Here is a 17,651-nt window from a genome sequence, read left to right on the forward strand (position 1 = left end):
AAGATCGCGCCCCAAAAACTTACGAATATCTCAAGGCATGCGCCGGTTCGATCTTCGCCGCCCGATACGCCGGGTACAGGGTCGCCAGGAAGCTGAGGATAAACCCGGCCGAACAGATCAGCACCACATCCCCGGCCTGCAACTGCGACGGCAGGTTACTGACGAAATACACATCGGAACTGAAGATGTGCTGCCCGCTGATCCGCTCGATCCAACCCACCAGTTCACTGACGTTCAGCGCCGCGATCACCCCGAGCACACCACCGATCAAGGTTCCGACAATACCGATCACCGTGCCCTGGACCATGAAGATCGCCATGATCTGCCGGGGCGTGGCGCCGATGGTGCGCAGGATCGCGATATCCGCGCCCTTGTCGTTCACCACCATGATCAGCGTCGCGATGATATTGAACGCCGCCACGGCAACGATCAGCAGCAGCAGCAGGCCGATCATGGTCTTTTCCATCTTCATCGCGCTGAACAGGCTGCCCTGGGTGTGGGTCCAGTCATCCGCCGTGAACCCGGCCCCCAGCCCACCGGCAATGCGGGTCGAGACCTGCGGCGCGGCATACAGGTCCTTGACCGCCAGGCGCACGCTCTGCACCTGGTTCGGTTGCCAGTGCTGGATATCCGCCGCGTCGGCCATATGGATCAGGGCCATCGAACCGTCCAGCTCGGCACCGACCTTGAATACTCCGACCACGTTCAGGCGCTGCATGCGCGGGGTGATGCCACCGGGCGCGGAACTCAGCTCCGGAACGATCAGGGTCAGCTTGTCGCCGACATTCAGGCGAAAGCGCCGCGCGGTGATCTCGCCGATCACCACGCCGAACTCGCCCGGCTTCAGGTCATCCAGCTTGCCCTGGACAATGTGCTGGGCAACGATCGAGACCTTGCCTTCCTGGGCCGGATCGACACCGCTGATCTGGATCGGCTGCATCGACCCCTTGTACGAGAGCATCCCGTCCATTTCGGTGAACGGCACCGCCGCGGTCACCTCGGGGTTCTTCATCGCCGCGGCGGCCACCGGCTGCCAGTCATCGATGGGCTTCACGCCGACGATGGTCGCATGGGGCACCATGCCGAGAATGCGCGACTGCATTTCCTTCTGGAAACCGTTCATCACCGACAGCACCACGATCATCGCCAGCACGCCCAGGGCGAGGCCGATCATCGAGGTCATCGAGATAAACGAGACAAAACGGTTGCGGCGCTTGGCGCGGGTATAGCGCGTGCCGATGAAAATCGATAACGGTCGGAACATTCGCAGGCCACCGTAGAGAAAGTAAGGGACCCGGCACTCGCACTACGGCAAGCGGCCGGGTCCTGGCGAATCAGATTGCAACCAGCTTGCCGTCTTCCAGATGCAGCACTCGGTCCATCTGGCGGGCCAGGTTCATGTCATGGGTCACCACCAGGAACGCCGTGCGCATCGAGGTGCTGAGTTCCAGCATCAGGTCCTGGATACCCTGGGCAGTGTGGTGGTCGAGGTTGCCGGTCGGCTCGTCGAGCATCACCAGGCCGGGTTTGTTCACCAGTGCCCGGGCAATCGCCACGCGCTGGCGCTCACCGCCGGACAGCTCGGCCGGCTTGTGCTCCAGGCGGTGGCCCAGGCCCACCCGCTCCAACAACGCGGTAGCGCGCTGGCGTGCTTCGGGAATCGCCGTGCGACCGATCAGCAACGGCATGCAGACGTTCTCCAGCGCGGTGAACTCCGGCAGCAGGTGGTGGAACTGGTAGACGAAACCCAGGGAGCGGTTGCGCAGCAGCCCACGGGCCTTCTCACCCAGCGCCGAGAGTTCTTCGCCGGCCAGCCAGACACTGCCCTGGGACGGCGTATCCAGCCCGCCCAGCAGGTTGAGCAAGGTACTCTTGCCGGAGCCGGAACTGCCGACGATCGCCACCCGCTCGCCCGCGTGCAGCTCAAGCTGCAGGCCGGACAGCACCACCACCGACTCCGGCCCCTCCTCGTAGGATTTGCCCAGGTTGCGGCAACTCAGCACTGCTTTATCACTCATGCCCAATTCACTCATAACGTAGCGCCTCCGCAGGCTGGGTGCGCGCCGCACGCCAGGCTGGATACAGGGTGGCGAGGAAACTCAGGAGCAACGCCGCGCCGCAGACCATCAAGACGTCCTCGGCCATCAGCTGGGACGGCAGGTAGTCGATGAAATACACGTCGGCATTGAGGAACTTGTGGCCGATCAGGCCTTCGAGGGCGGAGATCGCGGCACTGACATTGAGCGCGGCGAAAATCCCCACGGCCGCGCCGATCAGCGTGCCCACCACGCCGATCACGGTGCCCTGGACCATGAAGATCGCCATGATCTGCCCGGGCGTGGCGCCCAGGGTGCGCAGGATCGCGATATCGCCTTTCTTGTCGTTCACCACCATCACCAGGGTCGAGATGATGTTGAACGCCGCCACCGCGACGATCAGCAGCAACAGCAGGCCGATCATGGCCTTTTCCATCTTGATCGCCTGGTACAGGTTGCCGTGGGTACGGGTCCAGTCGCGGGCGTAGTAGTGGCTGTCACCCAACTGCTGGGCGATTTCCCAGGCGGTACGTGGTGCCTGGAACAGATCGTTGAACTTCAGGCGCAGGCCCTGGACCTGATCCGGCTTCCAGCGATGCAGGCGCGCAAGATCGTCGAGATTGGTCAGGCCGAGATAGCCGTCCAGCTCACCGGCCCCGACATGGAAGATGCCGACCACGGTAAAACGCTTCATCCGCGGAAACATCCCCGCCGGCGTCACCGTGACTTCCGGGGCGACGAAGGTCAGCTTGTCGCCGAGACCGACACCGAGCTTGGTCGCCGCCTTGTCGCCGATGACGATACCGAAGCTGCCGGGCGACAACGCATCGAGCAGCCCCTGCTGCATGAACTGGTCGATGATCGAGACCTTGCGCTCCTGCGCCGGGTCGATGGCATTGAGCAGCACCTTCTGCACCTGGCCGTTGTTGGTCAGCAACCCCTGCATCTGGGTGAACGGGGCCACGGCGGCGACTTTCGGATTCTGCAGGACCTTGCCCGCCAGGCTCTGCCAGTCGCCGATCGGCTCGTCCGACTCGATGGTCGCATGGGGCACCATGCCCAGGACACGGTTGCGCATCTCACGGTCGAAACCGTTCATCACCGAAAGCACCACGATCATCACCACCACGCCGAGGGCGAGGCCGATCATCGAAGTCAGGGAAATGAAGGAAACAAAGTGATTGCGACGCTTTGCACGGGTGTAACGCGTGCCGATGAATACGAAGAGTGGTCTGAACATGTCGGAGGCTAGTTCGAAGGCAAAGAAGTTCGGAGGAAAAGAAGACGTCCATGTGGCGAGGTGGGGTCAGCAGCTTTACACTCAGACCATCACCTCTGCCTTGGGTTCGCCATGTCGACATTAGATGAAGAAGATCGCCGCGAATACTACCGTATCGAGGACACGATCGCACTGGAAATCCGCCCCCTGTCTGCCGCCGATGCCGCGGACAAGGAAGTGTTGCAGGATGCGTCGCCACTCTTCAATCTGCTGAGCGAACTGCACCTGAGCGAATTCGAATCGCAGCATCTGCTGCGTCAGGTCAGCGAGCGCGACCGGGCCCTGTCGGCCTACCTGAAATCCCAGAACAAGCGCATCGACCTGCTGAGCCAGGTGATGGCGATGACCGTGCTCGGCGAGTTCGGCGAACCGCAGGCGGTGATCATCTCCGAAGGCGGCATCGAGTTCAGTCATCACATGGCCTACCCGGCCGGCACTCACCTGGCGGTCAAGCTGGTGCTGATGCCGCAGGCTCTCGGCCTGCTGCTGCGGGCCAAGGTGACCCACTGCGAACCGCAGAGCTTCGGTACCTTCGAAATCGGCACCGAGTTCGAATCATTGACCGATGCCCAGCGCCAGTTGCTGGCCCGCTATATCTTGCAGAAACAGGCGCTGCAACGACGCCTGGCCCGCGAGCAAAACGATCCCGAGGCGAGTTGAGCCCTGGATTCATCGTGCGACCCCGATTATTTGCAGGATCATTTTTTCCTTGAAGGAGCAGTCGTGACTCTGATTTATGGCCATCGTGGTGCCAAAGGCGAAGCACCGGAAAACACCCTGACCAGCTTCCAGGAGTGCCTCAAACACGGCGTGCGCCGCTGCGAACTGGATTTGCACCTGTCCATGGATGGCGAGTTGATGGTGATCCATGATCCGACCCTCAAGCGCACCACCGACCGGCGCGGCAAGGTGGTCGAGCATTCGGCCGCCGACCTGGTGACCTATGACGCGCGCAAGGGCGGCCCGGGCTGGATCACCCCCTGCCCGATCCCGCGCCTGGAAGAGCTGTTCGAGCAGTGCGGTTTCGAACACTGGCAACTGGAGGTCAAGAGCGCCTCGCGCACCCGCGCCGCGACCACCGTCCTGGCGATCCGCGAGATGGCCCAGCGCTTCGGCCTGCTGGACAAGGTCACCGTCACCTCCAGTTCCCGCGAAGTGCTCAAGGCTGCCCTGGAGCTGACCCCGGACCTGTCACGCGGACTGGTAGCCGAGTACGCCTGGCTCGACCCGTTGAAGGTCGCCCAGAGTTATGGCTGCGAGATTCTGGCGTTGAACTGGACACTCTGCACCCCGGAACGCCTGATCAAGGCCCAGCGTCAGGGTCTGCATGTGTCGGTGTGGACAGTCAACGAGCCGGCGCTGATGCGCAGGCTCGCCGACTTCGGCGTCGATAGCCTGATTACAGACTTTCCCGGTTTGGCCACGGCCACACTTGGGAAAGGCTGAAATCGGTCTCCCCGGCCGGCTCAGGCCACCGGCCGGAGCCGCTCAAAAAAGCCGGTTGAGACCATCGTAGGCCGCTACCCGATAGGCTTCGGCCATGGTCGGGTAGTTGAAGGTGGTGTTGACGAAGTACTTCAGCGTGTTGTGCTCGCCCGGCTGGTTCATGATCGCCTGGCCGATGTGCACGATCTCCGATGCCTGGTAACCGAAGCAGTGAACGCCCAGGACTTCCAGGGTTTCACGATGGAACAGGATCTTCAGCATGCCTTGCGGCTCGCCGGCGATCTGTGCCCGGGCCATGCTCTTGAAGAACGCCTTGCCGACTTCGTAAGGCACCTTCGCCTTGGTCAGTTCATGCTCGTTCTTGCCGATCGAGCTGATCTCCGGAATGGTGTAGATCCCGGTCGGTACGTCGTTGACATAACGCCAGCTGCCGTTGTCGACAATGCTGCCCGCCGCCGAACGCCCCTGGTCGTGCGCGGCACTGGCCAGGCTCGGCCAGCCGATCACGTCACCGGCGCCATAGATGTTCGGCACGCAGGTGCGATAGTTCTCGTCGACCTCGATCTGGCCGCGGCCGTTGACCTTGACGCCGATGTTCTCCATGCCCAGCTTGTCGGTGTTGCCGGTACGGCCGTTACACCAGAGCAAGGCATCGGCCTTGATCTTCTTGCCCGACTTCAGGTGCAGGATCACCCCGTTGTCCAGGCCTTCGACACGCTCGTACTCTTCGTTGTGGCGCACGGTGATGTTGTTGTTGCTGAAGTGGTAGCTCAGCGCCTGGGAAATCTCCGAGTCGAGGAAGCTGAGCAACTGGTCGCGGTTGTCCACCAGTTCCACCAGAACCCCCAGGCCACTGAAGATCGAGGCGTACTCGCAACCGATCACCCCGGCACCGTAGATGATCAGCTTGCGCGGGGTATGGCCCAGGCTGAGGATGGTGTCGCTATCGTAGATACGCGGGTGGTGGAAATCGATATCGGCCGGGCGATAGGGACGCGAACCGGTGGCGATGATGATGTGCTTGGCCACCAGTTTCTCGACCACGCCGTTGGAGCAGACCACTTCGATGGTCTGCTCGTCGGCGAAGCTGCCGGTGCCGAAGAACAGGTCCACGCGGTTGCGGGCGTAGTAGCCGGTGCGCGAGGCGACCTGCTTGGAGATCACCTTCTCCGCGCTCTTGAGCACGTCCGGGAACGAGAACCAGCGCGGCTCACCGATGGCCCGGAACATCGGGTTGGTGTTGAACTGCATGATCTGCCGCACAGAGTGACGCAGGGCCTTGGACGGGATGGTCCCCAGGTGGGTGCAGTTACCGCCGACCTGCCGACGGCTGTCGACCATCGCCACCTTGCGCCCTGCTTTGGCGGCGTTCATTGCCGCACCTTCTCCAGCGGGGCCGGAACCCAGTACCACTACGTCGTAGTTGTAGACAGCCATGCGTACTCCTCAGAACAGGCCGAGGCACCCCTCTGGCACCTGCGGCTAAATCATGTCGCGGCCAGCGACATGAAGGATCAAATCTCGGTGTGCAGTCTATAGAAGCGTCAACGCCGCGCACATTAACCCTTGGTCGCGTCGTAGGCTAGTCTTGCCTGCACTACATGTCAGGCGCCCCATGTTAATGCGCCTTGCTTTTCAATAATCGGTCAAACGCCGAATTCGTTCGTGTGACGAAACCTTTATCGGCACGAATCACAAAAAATGCGGCGATATCGTGTTTTTCCGCATAGTCCCAGCCGCGCTCGGGCCCCAGGATCAGCAACAGCGTCGACAAGCCATCGGCCATCAGGGTCGAGGGATGAATCACCGTGACCGCCGCCAGGTCGTGGGTGATCGGCGCGCCGGTGCGGGCATCGAAGGTATGGGAATAGCGTCGGCCATCCTGCTCGAAATAGTTGCGATAGTCACCGGAAGTGGACACCCCGTAGCCGTCGATATCGACGACCCGCTGCGCGACCTGGCGATCGTCCCGCGGCTCCTCCAGCGCGACACGCCAGGGGCTGCCATCGGGTTTCCTGCCGACCGCCTTGAGCTCCCCCGTGGCCTCGGCCAGAAAGCTGTCGATGCCCATCGCCGTCAGCCGCCGGGCAATCCGGTCCACGGTGTAGCCGGCGGCAATGCTGTCGAAATCGACCTGCACGGCCGCATCCTTGCACAACTGCTCGCCATCGATACGCAGGTGAGCATGCCCGACGCGCTGGCGGGCCTCGGCCAGTTGCGCGGCCTCCGGCACCTTCTCCGCGCGCCCTTGCGGGCCGAATCCCCAAAGGTTCATCAGCGGCTCCACCGTCAGGTCGTAGGCGCCGTCGCTGGCCAGCGAAAGCTGCTCGCCGACACGCACCAACTCAAGGATCGGCGCCGGCATGACCTGGCAGCGGTTGGCCGGCAGATCGTTGAAATGCTCGATGTCCGAATCACTGCGATAGGTCGACATCTGTTGGTCGACCTGCGCCAGGATCGCTTCCACCTCGCGCCTGACCTCGCTGACCGCCGGCCCGCCCGCGCGCCGCACATACTGGATGGAGTAGGTGCTACCCATGGTCGGGCCGCCAAAACGCTCCAGCGAGTCCCCCCCATCACAGCCGGAAACCAGCAGGAACGCCGCAGCAGCGAGCAATCGCAGGGTTGTTCTTAGCAAAATCCGGGCCTCCGGGGCAATGGCACAGGTTGTGAAGGCGCCATTCGAGGCTGCGCATTGCACCAGAGTTTAAAGGACATTCGCCAGGACCACCGTTGCGCGAAACCCTGCTCACGCAAAAACCCAATGAACCGCTCTAGTCCGCGGACTGTGCCATTTAGCCAGCAAGCTTGGTTTTTTTGTTGCCCGATAACCCTAATACACATATCGTTACAAAACTGTTCTGCCAGCGTGCGTATGCCTGAAAGGATCAGTAAGGACGAGCAAAGACGAAGGATTGCTTATAAGACAGCCAAAGTGAGTGAATAAAAATGGCCTCGAGTACGGGCAAGGGCAAGGCGATCTTTCGCGTTGTCAGCGGCAACTTTCTTGAGATGTTCGACTTCATGGTCTACGGCTTCTACGCCACGGCCATCGCTAAAACCTTCTTTCCTGCCGACAGTGCATTCGCTTCCCTGATGCTTTCGCTGGCCACCTTTGGTGCCGGCTTCCTGATGCGTCCGCTGGGTGCGATCTTCCTCGGCGCCTATATCGACCGCCATGGTCGTCGCCAGGGGCTGATCATCACCCTGGCCCTGATGGCCGCGGGCACGGTGCTGATCGCCTGTGTACCGGGTTACGCGACCCTGGGCGTGGCCGCCCCGCTGCTGGTCCTGCTGGGCCGACTGCTGCAAGGTTTCTCCGCCGGCGTGGAGCTGGGTGGCGTCTCGGTCTACCTGGCCGAGATCTCGACCCCGGGCCGCAAGGGCTTTTTCGTCAGCTGGCAGTCCGCCAGCCAACAGGCCGCGGTGGTCTTCGCCGGCTTGCTGGGCGTGGGTCTCAACCACTGGCTGAGTCCCGAGCAAATGGGTGAATGGGGCTGGCGCGTGCCGTTCCTGGTCGGTTGCATGATCGTCCCGGCGATTTTCATCATCCGTCGCTCGCTGGAAGAAACCCCCGAGTTCCAGGCGCGCAAACATCGTCCGACCCTGCAGGAAGTGATGCGCTCGATCGGTCAGAACTTCGGCCTGGTACTGGCAGGCATGGCGCTGGTGGTCATGACCACGGTGTCCTTCTACCTGATCACTGCCTATACCCCGACCTTCGGTAAAGCCGAGTTGCACCTGTCGGACTTCGACGCCTTGCTGGTGACCGTGTGCATCGGCCTGTCGAACTTCTTCTGGCTGCCGGTGATGGGTGCCGTTTCCGACAAGATCGGCCGCAAGCCGCTGCTGCTGGCGGCGACCATCCTGGCGATCCTCACAGCCTACCCGGTACTGTCCTGGCTGGTGGCGGATCCGAGCTTCAGCCGCCTGCTGATCGCCGAACTGTGGCTGTCGTTCCTCTACGGTTCGTACAACGGCGCGATGGTGGTTGCCCTGACCGAGATCATGCCGGTCGAAGTCCGTACCACCGGCTTCTCCCTGGCCTACAGCCTGGCGACCGCGACCTTCGGCGGCTTCACTCCGGCGGCCTGTACCTACCTGATCCACGTGCTGGACAACAAGGCGGCACCGGGCATCTGGCTCAGTGGCGCGGCCGTGTTGGGCCTGATCGCCACCCTGGTGCTGTTCCGTGGCAACAAGCACGAACTGCGTACCGCACAGATGGCGGCTTCCAGCCAAGCCTGAGTGGACGCCCGTGGCGAGCGGGCAATCCCCCTCGCCACAAACAAAAACGCCCCGACTGGTCGGGGCGTTTTCATGTGCGGCTAGCGCTTAGCGCGGGAACGCTGGCGGGTTGACCCCGGCCATGTCTTCCATCACGCGCACCACCTGGCAGCTGTAACCGAACTCGTTGTCGTACCAGACGTACAGGACAACGCGGTTGTCGTTGCAGATAGTGGCTTCGGCATCGACCACACCGGCGTGACGCGAACCGACGAAGTCGGTGGATACCACTTCCTGCGAGTTGACGAAGTCGATCTGCTTGTGCAGATCCGAGTGCAGCGCCATGTAGCGCAGGTACTCGTTCATCTCTTCACGGGTGGTGGCAGTACCCAGGTTCAGGTTCAGGATCGCCATCGACACGTTCGGCGTCGGTACGCGGATCGCGTTACCGGTCAGCTTGCCGGCCAGTTCAGGCAAGGCCTTGGCAGCCGCGGTGGCTGCGCCGGTCTCGGTGATCACCATGTTCAGCGCGGCGCTGCGGCCACGGCGATCGCCCTTGTGGAAGTTGTCGATCAGGTTCTGGTCGTTGGTGTACGAGTGAACGGTTTCAACGTGGCCGTTGACGATGCCGAACTTGTCGTTGACGGCCTTGAGCACCGGCACGATGGCGTTGGTGGTGCAGGACGCCGCGGAAACGATCTTGTCGTCAGCGGTGATTTCACCGTGGTTGATGCCGTGAACGATGTTCTTCAGCTTACCCTTGCCCGGCGCGGTCAGGACCACGCGGTCGATACCCGGGCAGGCCAGGTGCTGGCCCAGGCCATCGGCGTCACGCCATACACCGGTGTTGTCTACCAGCAGGGCGTCCTTGATGCCGTACTGGGTGTAGTCCACCTCGGTCGGGTTCTTCGCGTAGATCACCTGGATCAGGTTACCGTTGGCGGTGATGGTGTTGTTTTCTTCGTCGATGGTGATGGTGCCATTGAACGAACCGTGCACCGAATCGCGACGCAGCAGGCTGGCGCGCTTGGTCAGGTCGTTCTCGGCGCCCTTGCGCACGACGATGGCGCGCAGGCGCAGGCCGTCGCCGCCACCGGTTTTCTCGATGAGGATGCGCGCCAGCAGGCGGCCGATACGACCGAAGCCGTACAGCACCACGTCAGTGCCCTTGCGTGCGGAAACATTCTGCTGACCGACGACATCGGCCAGTTCTTCGCGGACGAACTGCTCGGCAGTGCGGCCATTGCCCTGGGCCTTGAACTTCACGGCCAGCTTGCCGAGGTCCACCGAAGCGGCGCCCAGCTTGAGCTCGCTCATCGCCTTGAGCAGCGGGAAAGTCTCGTGGACGGACAGTTCGGCATCATCACTCTGACGATGGCGAGCAAAGCGGTGAGCCTTGAGAATCGCGATGACAGACTGGTTGATCAGGCTGCGGCCATAGATCGAACTCACCACATTGTTATTGCGGTAGAGCTGACCGATAAGCGGGATCATCGCTTCTGCAAGCGCTTCACGATCAATCCACTCACCAAGACACTGGTCGGGCTTCTGAGTCACGGGAACCTTCCACATGTAGGGGCTGAAAAAAGGGGCTACATTATGCAGCCCAGCCGCCCTGCGAGCAATGCACGACTGTCGCGCAAACCCGCATAAAATCCCTTTGCAAAAAATCGCACCCCGCTCCAGCCCAGTAAACACGCGGGTTTCAGCGCGCCCCATTTTGGCGCACCGACTATCACTTGTCTGTAACCCTCCGAAACATAAGTGCAATGCGGCACTACATATTCAGGTAAAAAGCGCTATTTCTTGTCATAGCCACTACATTTCCCTTCACCTGTAATAGACACAGTCTGCAACTGACAGGCGGCACCCAGGGCCGTTACAATTACCGACTTTGTCGCAACGCTTGGAGCTCAACCTTCCGTGCCCGTTCTGCGTCTACCGCTACTCCCTGCCGCGGCAGGTAAACAGCACTGGGGCAATCTCCCCGGTGCCGCCCTGAGCCTGGCCATTGCCGAGGCTGCCAGCGCTGCCAAGCGCTTCACCCTGCTGCTCACCGCCGACAGCCAGAGCGCCGAACGGCTGGAGCAGGAGCTGAGCTTCTTCGCCCCCGATTTGCCGGTGCTGCATTTCCCGGACTGGGAAACCCTGCCCTACGACCTGTTCTCACCGCACCAGGACATCATCTCCCAGCGTATCGCCAGCCTGTACCGGCTGCCGGAACTGGAACATGGCGTGCTGGTGGTGCCGATCACCACCGCGCTGCACCGCCTGGCCCCGACCCGGTTCCTGCTGGGCAGCAGCCTGGTGCTGGATATCGGCCAGAAGCTCGATGTCGAGCAGATGCGCACCCGCCTGGAAGCCTCCGGCTACCGCTGTGTCGACACGGTCTACGAACACGGCGAATTCGCCGTGCGCGGCGCCCTGATCGACCTGTTCCCGATGGGCAGCAAACTGCCGTACCGCATCGACCTGTTCGATGACGAGATCGAGACGCTGCGCACCTTCGACCCGGAAAACCAGCGGTCCATCGACAAGGTCGATTCGGTACGCCTGCTGCCGGCCAAGGAATTCCCGCTGCAGAAGGAAGCGGTCACCCGCTTCAAGGCGCGCTTTCGCGAACGCTTCGACGTCGACTTCCGCCGCTGCCCGATCTTCCAGGACCTCAACAGCGGGATCACCCCCGCCGGCATCGAGTACTACCTGCCGCTGTTCTTCGAGGAAACCTCGACCCTGTTCGACTACCTGCCCCAGGACACCCAGGTGTTCTCCCTGCCGGGCATCGAGCAGGCCGCGGAAAACTTCTGGAACGATGTGCGCAACCGCTACGAGGAACGCCGCGTCGATCCGACCCGTCCGCTGTTGCCGCCGGCCGAACTGTTTCTGCCAGTGGAAGACTGCTTCGCCCGCCTGAAAAGCTGGCCGCGGGTCATCGCCAGCCAGCAGGACGTGGAAACCGGTGTCGGCCGCGAACGCTTCCCCGCCCGCGAACTGCCGAACCTGGCGATCGAGGCCAAGGCCAACCAGCCCCTGGCGGCGCTCTCCGCATTCCTCGAGCAGTTCCCCGGCCGCGTGCTGTTCACCGCCGAATCAGCCGGTCGCCGGGAAGTCCTGCTGGAGCTGCTGGAACGCCTCAAGTTGCGCCCGAAGACCGTCGACAGCTGGCCTGACTTCACCGCCGGCAAGGAACGCCTGGCGATCACCATCGCGCCGCTGGACGATGGCCTGGTGCTGGACGATCCGGCCCTCGCACTGATTGCCGAAAGCCCGCTGTTCGGCCAGCGCGTGATGCAGCGCCGACGCCGGGAAAAACGCGCCGACGCCAACAACGATGCGGTGATCAAGAACCTCACCGAGTTGCGCGAAGGCGCCCCGGTGGTGCATATCGACCACGGCGTCGGCCGCTACCTCGGCCTCGCGACCCTGGAAATCGACAACCAGGTCGCCGAATTCCTCACCATGGAATACGCCGAGGGCGCCAAGCTCTACGTGCCCGTGGCCAACCTGCACCTGATCGCCCGCTACACCGGCAGCGACGACGCCCTCGCGCCGTTGCACCGCCTGGGCTCGGAAGTCTGGCAGAAAGCCAAGCGCAAGGCGGCCGAACAGGTCCGCGACGTCGCCGCCGAACTGCTCGATATCTATGCCCGTCGCGCCGCCCGCGAAGGTTATGCATTCGCCGACCCGAAAGCCGACTACGCGACCTTCAGCGCCGGCTTTCCGTTCGAGGAAACCCCGGACCAGCAGACCACTATCGAAGCGGTGCGCGCCGACATGCTCTCGGCCAAGCCGATGGACCGCCTGGTCTGCGGCGACGTCGGCTTCGGCAAGACCGAAGTGGCCATGCGCGCCGCCTTTATCGCGGTCCACGGCGGCAAGCAGGTGGCGATCCTGGTCCCCACCACCCTGCTCGCCCAGCAGCACTACAACAGCTTCCGCGACCGCTTCGCCGACTGGCCGGTGACCGTCGAAGTGATGAGCCGCTTCAAGTCCACCAAGGAAGTGAACGCCGCCGTGGCGGAGCTGGCCGAGGGCAAGATCGATATCGTCATCGGCACCCACAAGCTGCTGCAGGACGATGTGAAGATCAAGAACCTGGGCCTGGTGATCATCGACGAAGAGCACCGTTTCGGCGTGCGCCAGAAGGAACAGCTCAAGGCCCTGCGCAGCGAAGTCGACATCCTCACCCTGACCGCCACGCCGATTCCGCGCACGCTGAACATGGCGGTGTCGGGCATGCGCGATCTGTCGATCATCGCCACCCCACCGGCCCGGCGCCTGTCGGTGCGCACCTTTGTCATGGAGCAGAACAAGAGCACGGTCAAGGAAGCCCTGCTCCGCGAGCTGCTGCGCGGCGGCCAGGTCTATTACCTGCACAACGACGTGAAGACCATCGAGAAGTGCGCCGCCGATCTCGCCGAACTGGTGCCGGAAGCCCGTATCGGCATCGGCCACGGACAGATGCGCGAGCGCGAACTCGAACAGGTGATGAGCGACTTCTACCACAAGCGCTTCAACGTGCTGATCGCCTCGACCATCATCGAGACCGGTATCGACGTGCCGAGCGCCAACACCATCATCATCGAGCGCGCCGACAAGTTCGGCCTGGCCCAGTTGCACCAGTTGCGCGGCCGGGTCGGGCGCAGTCACCACCAGGCCTACGCCTACCTGCTGACGCCCGGTCGCCAGCAGATCACCGCCGATGCGGAGAAACGCCTGGAAGCCATCGCCAATACCCAGGACCTCGGCGCCGGCTTTGTCCTCGCCACCAACGACCTGGAAATCCGCGGTGCCGGCGAACTGCTGGGCGACGGCCAGAGCGGGCAGATCCAGGCGGTGGGCTTCACCCTGTACATGGAAATGCTCGAACGCGCGGTCAAGTCCATTCGCAAGGGCGAACAGCCGAACCTCGACCAACCCCTGGGCGGTGGCCCGGAGATCAACCTGCGCCTGCCGGCACTGATCCCCGAAGATTACCTGCCGGATGTCCATGCCCGCCTGATCCTCTACAAGCGCATTGCCTCGGCGACCGACGAAGAGGGTCTCAAGGACCTGCAAGTGGAGATGATCGATCGCTTCGGCCTGCTGCCGGAACCGACCAAGAACCTGGTGCGCCTGACCCTGCTGAAACTGCAGGCCGAGCAACTGGGTATCAAGAAGATCGACGGCGGTCCGCAGGGCGGTCGCATCGAGTTCGCCGCGGACACCCCGGTCGATCCGCTGGCCTTGATCAAGCTGATCCAGGGACAACCCAACCGCTACAAATTCGAAGGTGCCACACTGTTCAAGTTCATGGTGCCGATGGAACGTGCGGAAGAACGCTTTAATACACTGGAGGCGCTGTTCGAGCGCCTCACCCCGAAATCTGCTTGATAAGGACGCCGTATGCGCCTGATCTCCTCGCTGGCCGTGTTGTTGGCCCTGTTCACCCCGGCAGCCTTTGCCGACGAGCTGTACCAGGTCGAAATGATCCTGGTCCGGCAGAACCTCGAACAACCGTTCCAGAGCCAGCCGGCTCCCGAGGACTGGGCCAGGGGTGCCAGGCCCGTCACCGCCGCTGACGAACGAACGCCCGCGCTGAACGACATGGTCGCCAAGCTCGGTGCCAGCGGCAACTATGAAGTATTGCTGCACAAGGCCTGGCAGCAGTCGCTCAGCGACCAGCCGAGCAAGGTCTCGATCACGGCCGGCGAGGAACAGTTCGGCCAGTTCCCGGTGGAGGGCACCCTGAGCCTGACGCTCAAGCGCTTCACCGACGTGGAGGCACAGTTCTGGGTCAACCGCTTCGACAACAACGGTGTGGTCAATGCCAGCGAACGCCTGAACCAGACCAGCCAGACCAAGAACGGCCAGCTCAATTTCCTCGACAGCGGCCACCTCGCCCTGCTGCTCAAGGTGACCTCGCTGTCAGCCTCCAAACGCGAAGCGCCGTCACAGAACCTGGACCAGTGACCCCCCGATGCCCTCGTCCCTGACGCCCTCCATGACCAAGCCACTCGCGCCGTCATGGGTCAGCCGCTTCAAGGAACAGAGCCTGGAACGTGGCCGCCGCTACGCCGTGGAAAACCGTGTGCGGATCGTCCAGGCCGGTGACAGCACCATCACCGCCAGTTGCGAAGGCTCCGGCGGCAATGTCTACCGCCAGACCATTCACCTGCGCGAGTCGGCCAAGGGCACCTTGCTGATCGTCGATGCCAACTGCACCTGCCCGGTTCGCATGAACTGCAAGCACACCGCGGCGGTCCTGCTGAAAGTCCAGGAGACCCTGGCCTACCCGGCCGCGGAAAAAGACGCCGAACTGCTGGAGAAGCTGCAGGCCGTGCTTGACGCCCGTCCTCCCGCCCCGCCCCAGCAGATCGTCGACGACGTCCAGCCCATACCACGGCTGTGGCTGGCCAGCGTCGAGTTCAGCGCCTTCGAACCGCGCAACGGACGCATGCAGCGTTACATCCAGCACCGCGCGGCACTGTCGTTCAACTACCTGGGCGAGTACGCCAGCGGCCAGAAAAACACCGACATCATCCAGCGCCAGGAACACCAGAGCCTGCGCATCAAGCGCCAGCCCGAGGCGGAAAAGGCCTGCCGCGAGCAACTGCGCCTGCTCGGCTTCAAGATCGCCACGCGTCAAAGCAAGGCCCTGCCGGAAAGCGCCGGCGAGCTGTACGAGATGGTCAACGACAGCGCCTGGCTGAACTTCACCCTCAACGAGCTGCCGGGTCTGCGCAGCCAGGGCTGGGAGTTGCAGATCGACGAGGATTTCGGTTTCGACCTGAGTACCGTCGACGACTGGTACGCCACCGTCGACGAAGCGCCGGAACGTGACTGGTTCGACCTCGAACTGGGCATCATCGTCAATGGCGAGCGCCTGAGCCTGCTGCCGATCCTGCTCAACCTGATGCGCTCCCACACCGAACTGCTCAACCCCGAGCGCCTGGCCCGGCGCCGGGACGACGAACTGATCCTGGTGAACATCCCCGCCTCGCCCAACGGCAGCCATGGGCCGCTCCAGGTAGCGCTGCCCTACGGCCGCCTCAAGCCGGTGCTGATCACCCTCGGCGAGTTCTACCTGGAAGAACCCGGCACCACCACCCTGCGCCTGAGCAGCGCCGACGCCACGCGCCTCAACCCCCTCGACGGCTTGCCGCTGCTCTGGGAAGGCGGCGAACAGATTCGCAGCTTCGCCGAACGCCTGCGGGATATCCGCGAGTACAACGCGAGCATTCCCGAGGGACTCAACGCCACCTTGCGCCCCTACCAGCACGAAGGCCTGAGCTGGATGCAATCGCTGCGGCAACTGGAAGTCGGCGGAATCCTCGCCGACGACATGGGGCTGGGCAAGACCTTGCAGACCCTGGCGCATATCCTCAGCGAAAAGAACGCCGGGCGCCTCGATCGCCCGTGCATGGTGGTGATGCCCACCAGCCTGGTCCCCAATTGGGTCGACGAGGCCGCACATTTCACCCCGCAACTCAAGGTCCTGGCCCTGTATGGCGCGGCGCGCAAAAAGCATTTCGAACACTTGCAGGACTACGACCTGATCCTCACCACCTATGCCCTGCTGCCCAAGGACATCGAGAAACTCAAGCTGCAACCGCTGCATGTGCTGGTGCTCGATGAGGCGCAGTACATCAAGAACCCCGGCAGCAAGGCCGCCCATGCCGCTCGCGAGCTGGACGCGCGCCAGCGCCTGTGCCTGAGCGGTACGCCCCTGGAAAACCACCTCGGCGAACTCTGGTCGTTGTTCCACTTCCTCCTGCCGGGCTGGCTGGGAGACATCAAGAGCTTCAACCGCGACTACCGCGTGCCCATCGAAAAACGCGCCAGTGAAGTCCGCCTGCAACACCTCAATGGCCGGATCAAACCCTTCCTGCTGCGGCGGACCAAGGAACAGGTGGCCACCGAGCTGCCGCCCAAGACCGAGATCATCCACTGGGTCGAACTCAACGAAGCCCAGCGCGACGTCTACGAGACCATGCGCCTGGCGATGGACAAGAAGGTCCGCGACGAAATCACCCGCAAGGGCGTGGCCCGCAGCCAGATCATCATTCTCGAAGCCCTGCTCAAGCTGCGCCAGGTCTGCTGCGACCTGCGCCTGGTCAACGGCGCGACCCTGCCGGCCCGCGGCAGTGCCTCCGGCAAGCTCGACAGCCTGATGGAAATGCTCGATGAGTTGTTTGCCGAGGGTCGGCGGATCCTGCTGTTTTCACAGTTCACCTCGATGCTCGCGCTGATCGAGACGGAACTGCAAAAGCGCAACGTGGCCTACGCCCTGCTGACCGGACAGACCCGCGACCGGAGGACACCGGTCAAGGATTTCCAGAGTGGGAAACTGCAGATTTTCCTGATCAGCCTCAAGGCCGGCGGCGTCGGCCTGAACCTGACCGAAGCCGATACCGTGATCCACTACGATCCATGGTGGAACCCGGCAGCGGAAAACCAGGCCACCGACCGGGCGTACCGGATCGGCCAGGAAAAGCCGGTGTTCGTCTACAAGATGATTGCCCGCGGCACGGTGGAGGAAAAGATCCAGCATCTGCAACAGGAGAAATCCGACCTCGCCGCAGGTGTGCTCGACGGGCGCAAGGCCGGCGACTGGCAGCTGCAGAACGAGGATATCGAGGCCCTGTTCGCACCGCTGCCGGACAAGAAAACCGGTCGCTAGC

General features: G+C 62.8%; 12 protein-coding genes. 6 read left to right on the forward strand and 6 right to left on the reverse strand.

Annotated features, from left to right (window positions below; genetic code table 11):
• Nucleotides 1-19: 19 nt before the first annotated feature.
• From KI243_RS22540 to KI243_RS22550, 3 genes are all read right to left on the reverse strand, one after another.
• Nucleotides 20-1,264: a lipoprotein-releasing ABC transporter permease subunit gene (locus tag KI243_RS22540; RefSeq protein WP_212809929.1), complete on the reverse strand. Its 1,245-nt coding sequence runs from the start codon at nt 1,262-1,264 to the stop codon at nt 20-22.
• Between the two features lie 70 nt (nt 1,265-1,334).
• Nucleotides 1,335-2,018, reverse strand: coding sequence for a lipoprotein-releasing ABC transporter ATP-binding protein LolD (gene lolD / locus KI243_RS22545; protein WP_167331660.1), 684 nt, complete (start codon nt 2,016-2,018; stop codon nt 1,335-1,337).
• Nucleotides 2,019-2,025: 7 nt separating this feature from the next.
• Nucleotides 2,026-3,276, reverse strand: a complete 1,251-nt coding sequence (locus KI243_RS22550) for a lipoprotein-releasing ABC transporter permease subunit (RefSeq protein WP_212809930.1) — start codon at nt 3,274-3,276, stop codon at nt 2,026-2,028.
• A 111-nt stretch (nt 3,277-3,387) separates the two neighbouring features.
• On the opposite strand from KI243_RS22550, the gene KI243_RS22555 reads away from it, so the two are divergent.
• Together KI243_RS22555 and KI243_RS22560 are read left to right on the forward strand one after the other, a co-directional pair.
• Entirely contained in the window at nt 3,388-3,975 is a 588-nt protein-coding gene (locus tag KI243_RS22555; RefSeq protein ID WP_017129580.1) for a PilZ domain-containing protein, read from the forward strand.
• A 63-nt stretch (nt 3,976-4,038) separates the two neighbouring features.
• The gene (locus KI243_RS22560; protein ID WP_212809931.1) at nt 4,039-4,761 is read left to right on the forward strand and encodes a glycerophosphodiester phosphodiesterase family protein; all 723 of its coding nucleotides are present in this window, start codon (nt 4,039-4,041) and stop codon (nt 4,759-4,761) included.
• Between the two features lie 42 nt (nt 4,762-4,803).
• On the opposite strand, the gene sthA is transcribed toward KI243_RS22560, so the two are convergent.
• Nucleotides 4,804-6,198: a Si-specific NAD(P)(+) transhydrogenase gene (gene sthA, locus KI243_RS22565; protein WP_042937136.1), complete on the reverse strand. Its 1,395-nt coding sequence runs from the start codon at nt 6,196-6,198 to the stop codon at nt 4,804-4,806.
• Nucleotides 6,199-6,379: 181 nt separating this feature from the next.
• Nucleotides 6,380-7,357, reverse strand: a complete 978-nt coding sequence (locus tag KI243_RS22570) for an FAD:protein FMN transferase (RefSeq protein ID WP_212811246.1) — start codon at nt 7,355-7,357, stop codon at nt 6,380-6,382.
• Between the two features lie 353 nt (nt 7,358-7,710).
• Between KI243_RS22570 and KI243_RS22575 the strand changes: the two genes are divergently transcribed.
• The gene (locus tag KI243_RS22575; RefSeq protein WP_017129584.1) at nt 7,711-9,009 is read left to right on the forward strand and encodes an MFS transporter; all 1,299 of its coding nucleotides are present in this window, start codon (nt 7,711-7,713) and stop codon (nt 9,007-9,009) included.
• An 87-nt stretch (nt 9,010-9,096) separates the two neighbouring features.
• Here KI243_RS22575 and KI243_RS22580 read toward each other — a convergent pair whose 3' ends face one another.
• Nucleotides 9,097-10,560, reverse strand: coding sequence for a glyceraldehyde-3-phosphate dehydrogenase (locus tag KI243_RS22580; protein ID WP_042937138.1), 1,464 nt, complete (start codon nt 10,558-10,560; stop codon nt 9,097-9,099).
• Nucleotides 10,561-10,911: 351 nt separating this feature from the next.
• On the opposite strand from KI243_RS22580, the gene mfd reads away from it, so the two are divergent.
• Genes mfd through KI243_RS22595 form a run of 3 tightly spaced genes read left to right on the forward strand, consistent with a single transcriptional unit; the run spans nt 10,912 to nt 17,650 of the window.
• Nucleotides 10,912-14,361: a transcription-repair coupling factor gene (mfd, locus tag KI243_RS22585; protein WP_017129586.1), complete on the forward strand. Its 3,450-nt coding sequence runs from the start codon at nt 10,912-10,914 to the stop codon at nt 14,359-14,361.
• A 12-nt stretch (nt 14,362-14,373) separates the two neighbouring features.
• Nucleotides 14,374-14,940 carry a CsiV family protein gene (locus KI243_RS22590; protein ID WP_017129587.1) on the forward strand — a complete coding sequence of 189 codons (567 nt, stop codon included), beginning with the start codon at nt 14,374-14,376 and terminating at the stop codon, nt 14,938-14,940.
• A gap of 19 nt (nt 14,941-14,959) precedes the next feature.
• The gene (locus KI243_RS22595) at nt 14,960-17,650 is read left to right on the forward strand and encodes a DEAD/DEAH box helicase (RefSeq protein ID WP_177086878.1); all 2,691 of its coding nucleotides are present in this window, start codon (nt 14,960-14,962) and stop codon (nt 17,648-17,650) included.
• The last annotated feature ends 1 nt before the right edge of the window (nt 17,651 follow it).

Source organism: Pseudomonas sp. Ost2, from assembly GCF_018326065.1.
Taxonomy (GTDB): domain Bacteria; phylum Pseudomonadota; class Gammaproteobacteria; order Pseudomonadales; family Pseudomonadaceae; genus Aquipseudomonas; species Aquipseudomonas gingeri.

Excerpts from the sequence above, each read along its gene's own strand:
- KI243_RS22540 (WP_212809929.1), bottom strand. The coding sequence starts at position 1,264 with ATGTTCCGACCGTTATCGATTTTCATCGGCACGCGCTATACCCGCGCC.
- lolD (WP_167331660.1), bottom strand. The coding sequence starts at position 2,018 with ATGAGTGATAAAGCAGTGCTGAGTTGCCGCAACCTGGGCAAATCCTAC.
- KI243_RS22550 (WP_212809930.1), bottom strand. The coding sequence starts at position 3,276 with ATGTTCAGACCACTCTTCGTATTCATCGGCACGCGTTACACCCGTGCA.
- KI243_RS22555 (WP_017129580.1), top strand. The coding sequence starts at position 3,388 with ATGTCGACATTAGATGAAGAAGATCGCCGCGAATACTACCGTATCGAG.
- sthA (WP_042937136.1), bottom strand. The coding sequence starts at position 6,198 with ATGGCTGTCTACAACTACGACGTAGTGGTACTGGGTTCCGGCCCCGCT.
- KI243_RS22575 (WP_017129584.1), top strand. The coding sequence starts at position 7,711 with ATGGCCTCGAGTACGGGCAAGGGCAAGGCGATCTTTCGCGTTGTCAGC.
- KI243_RS22580 (WP_042937138.1), bottom strand. The coding sequence starts at position 10,560 with ATGTGGAAGGTTCCCGTGACTCAGAAGCCCGACCAGTGTCTTGGTGAG.
- KI243_RS22590 (WP_017129587.1), top strand. The coding sequence starts at position 14,374 with ATGCGCCTGATCTCCTCGCTGGCCGTGTTGTTGGCCCTGTTCACCCCG.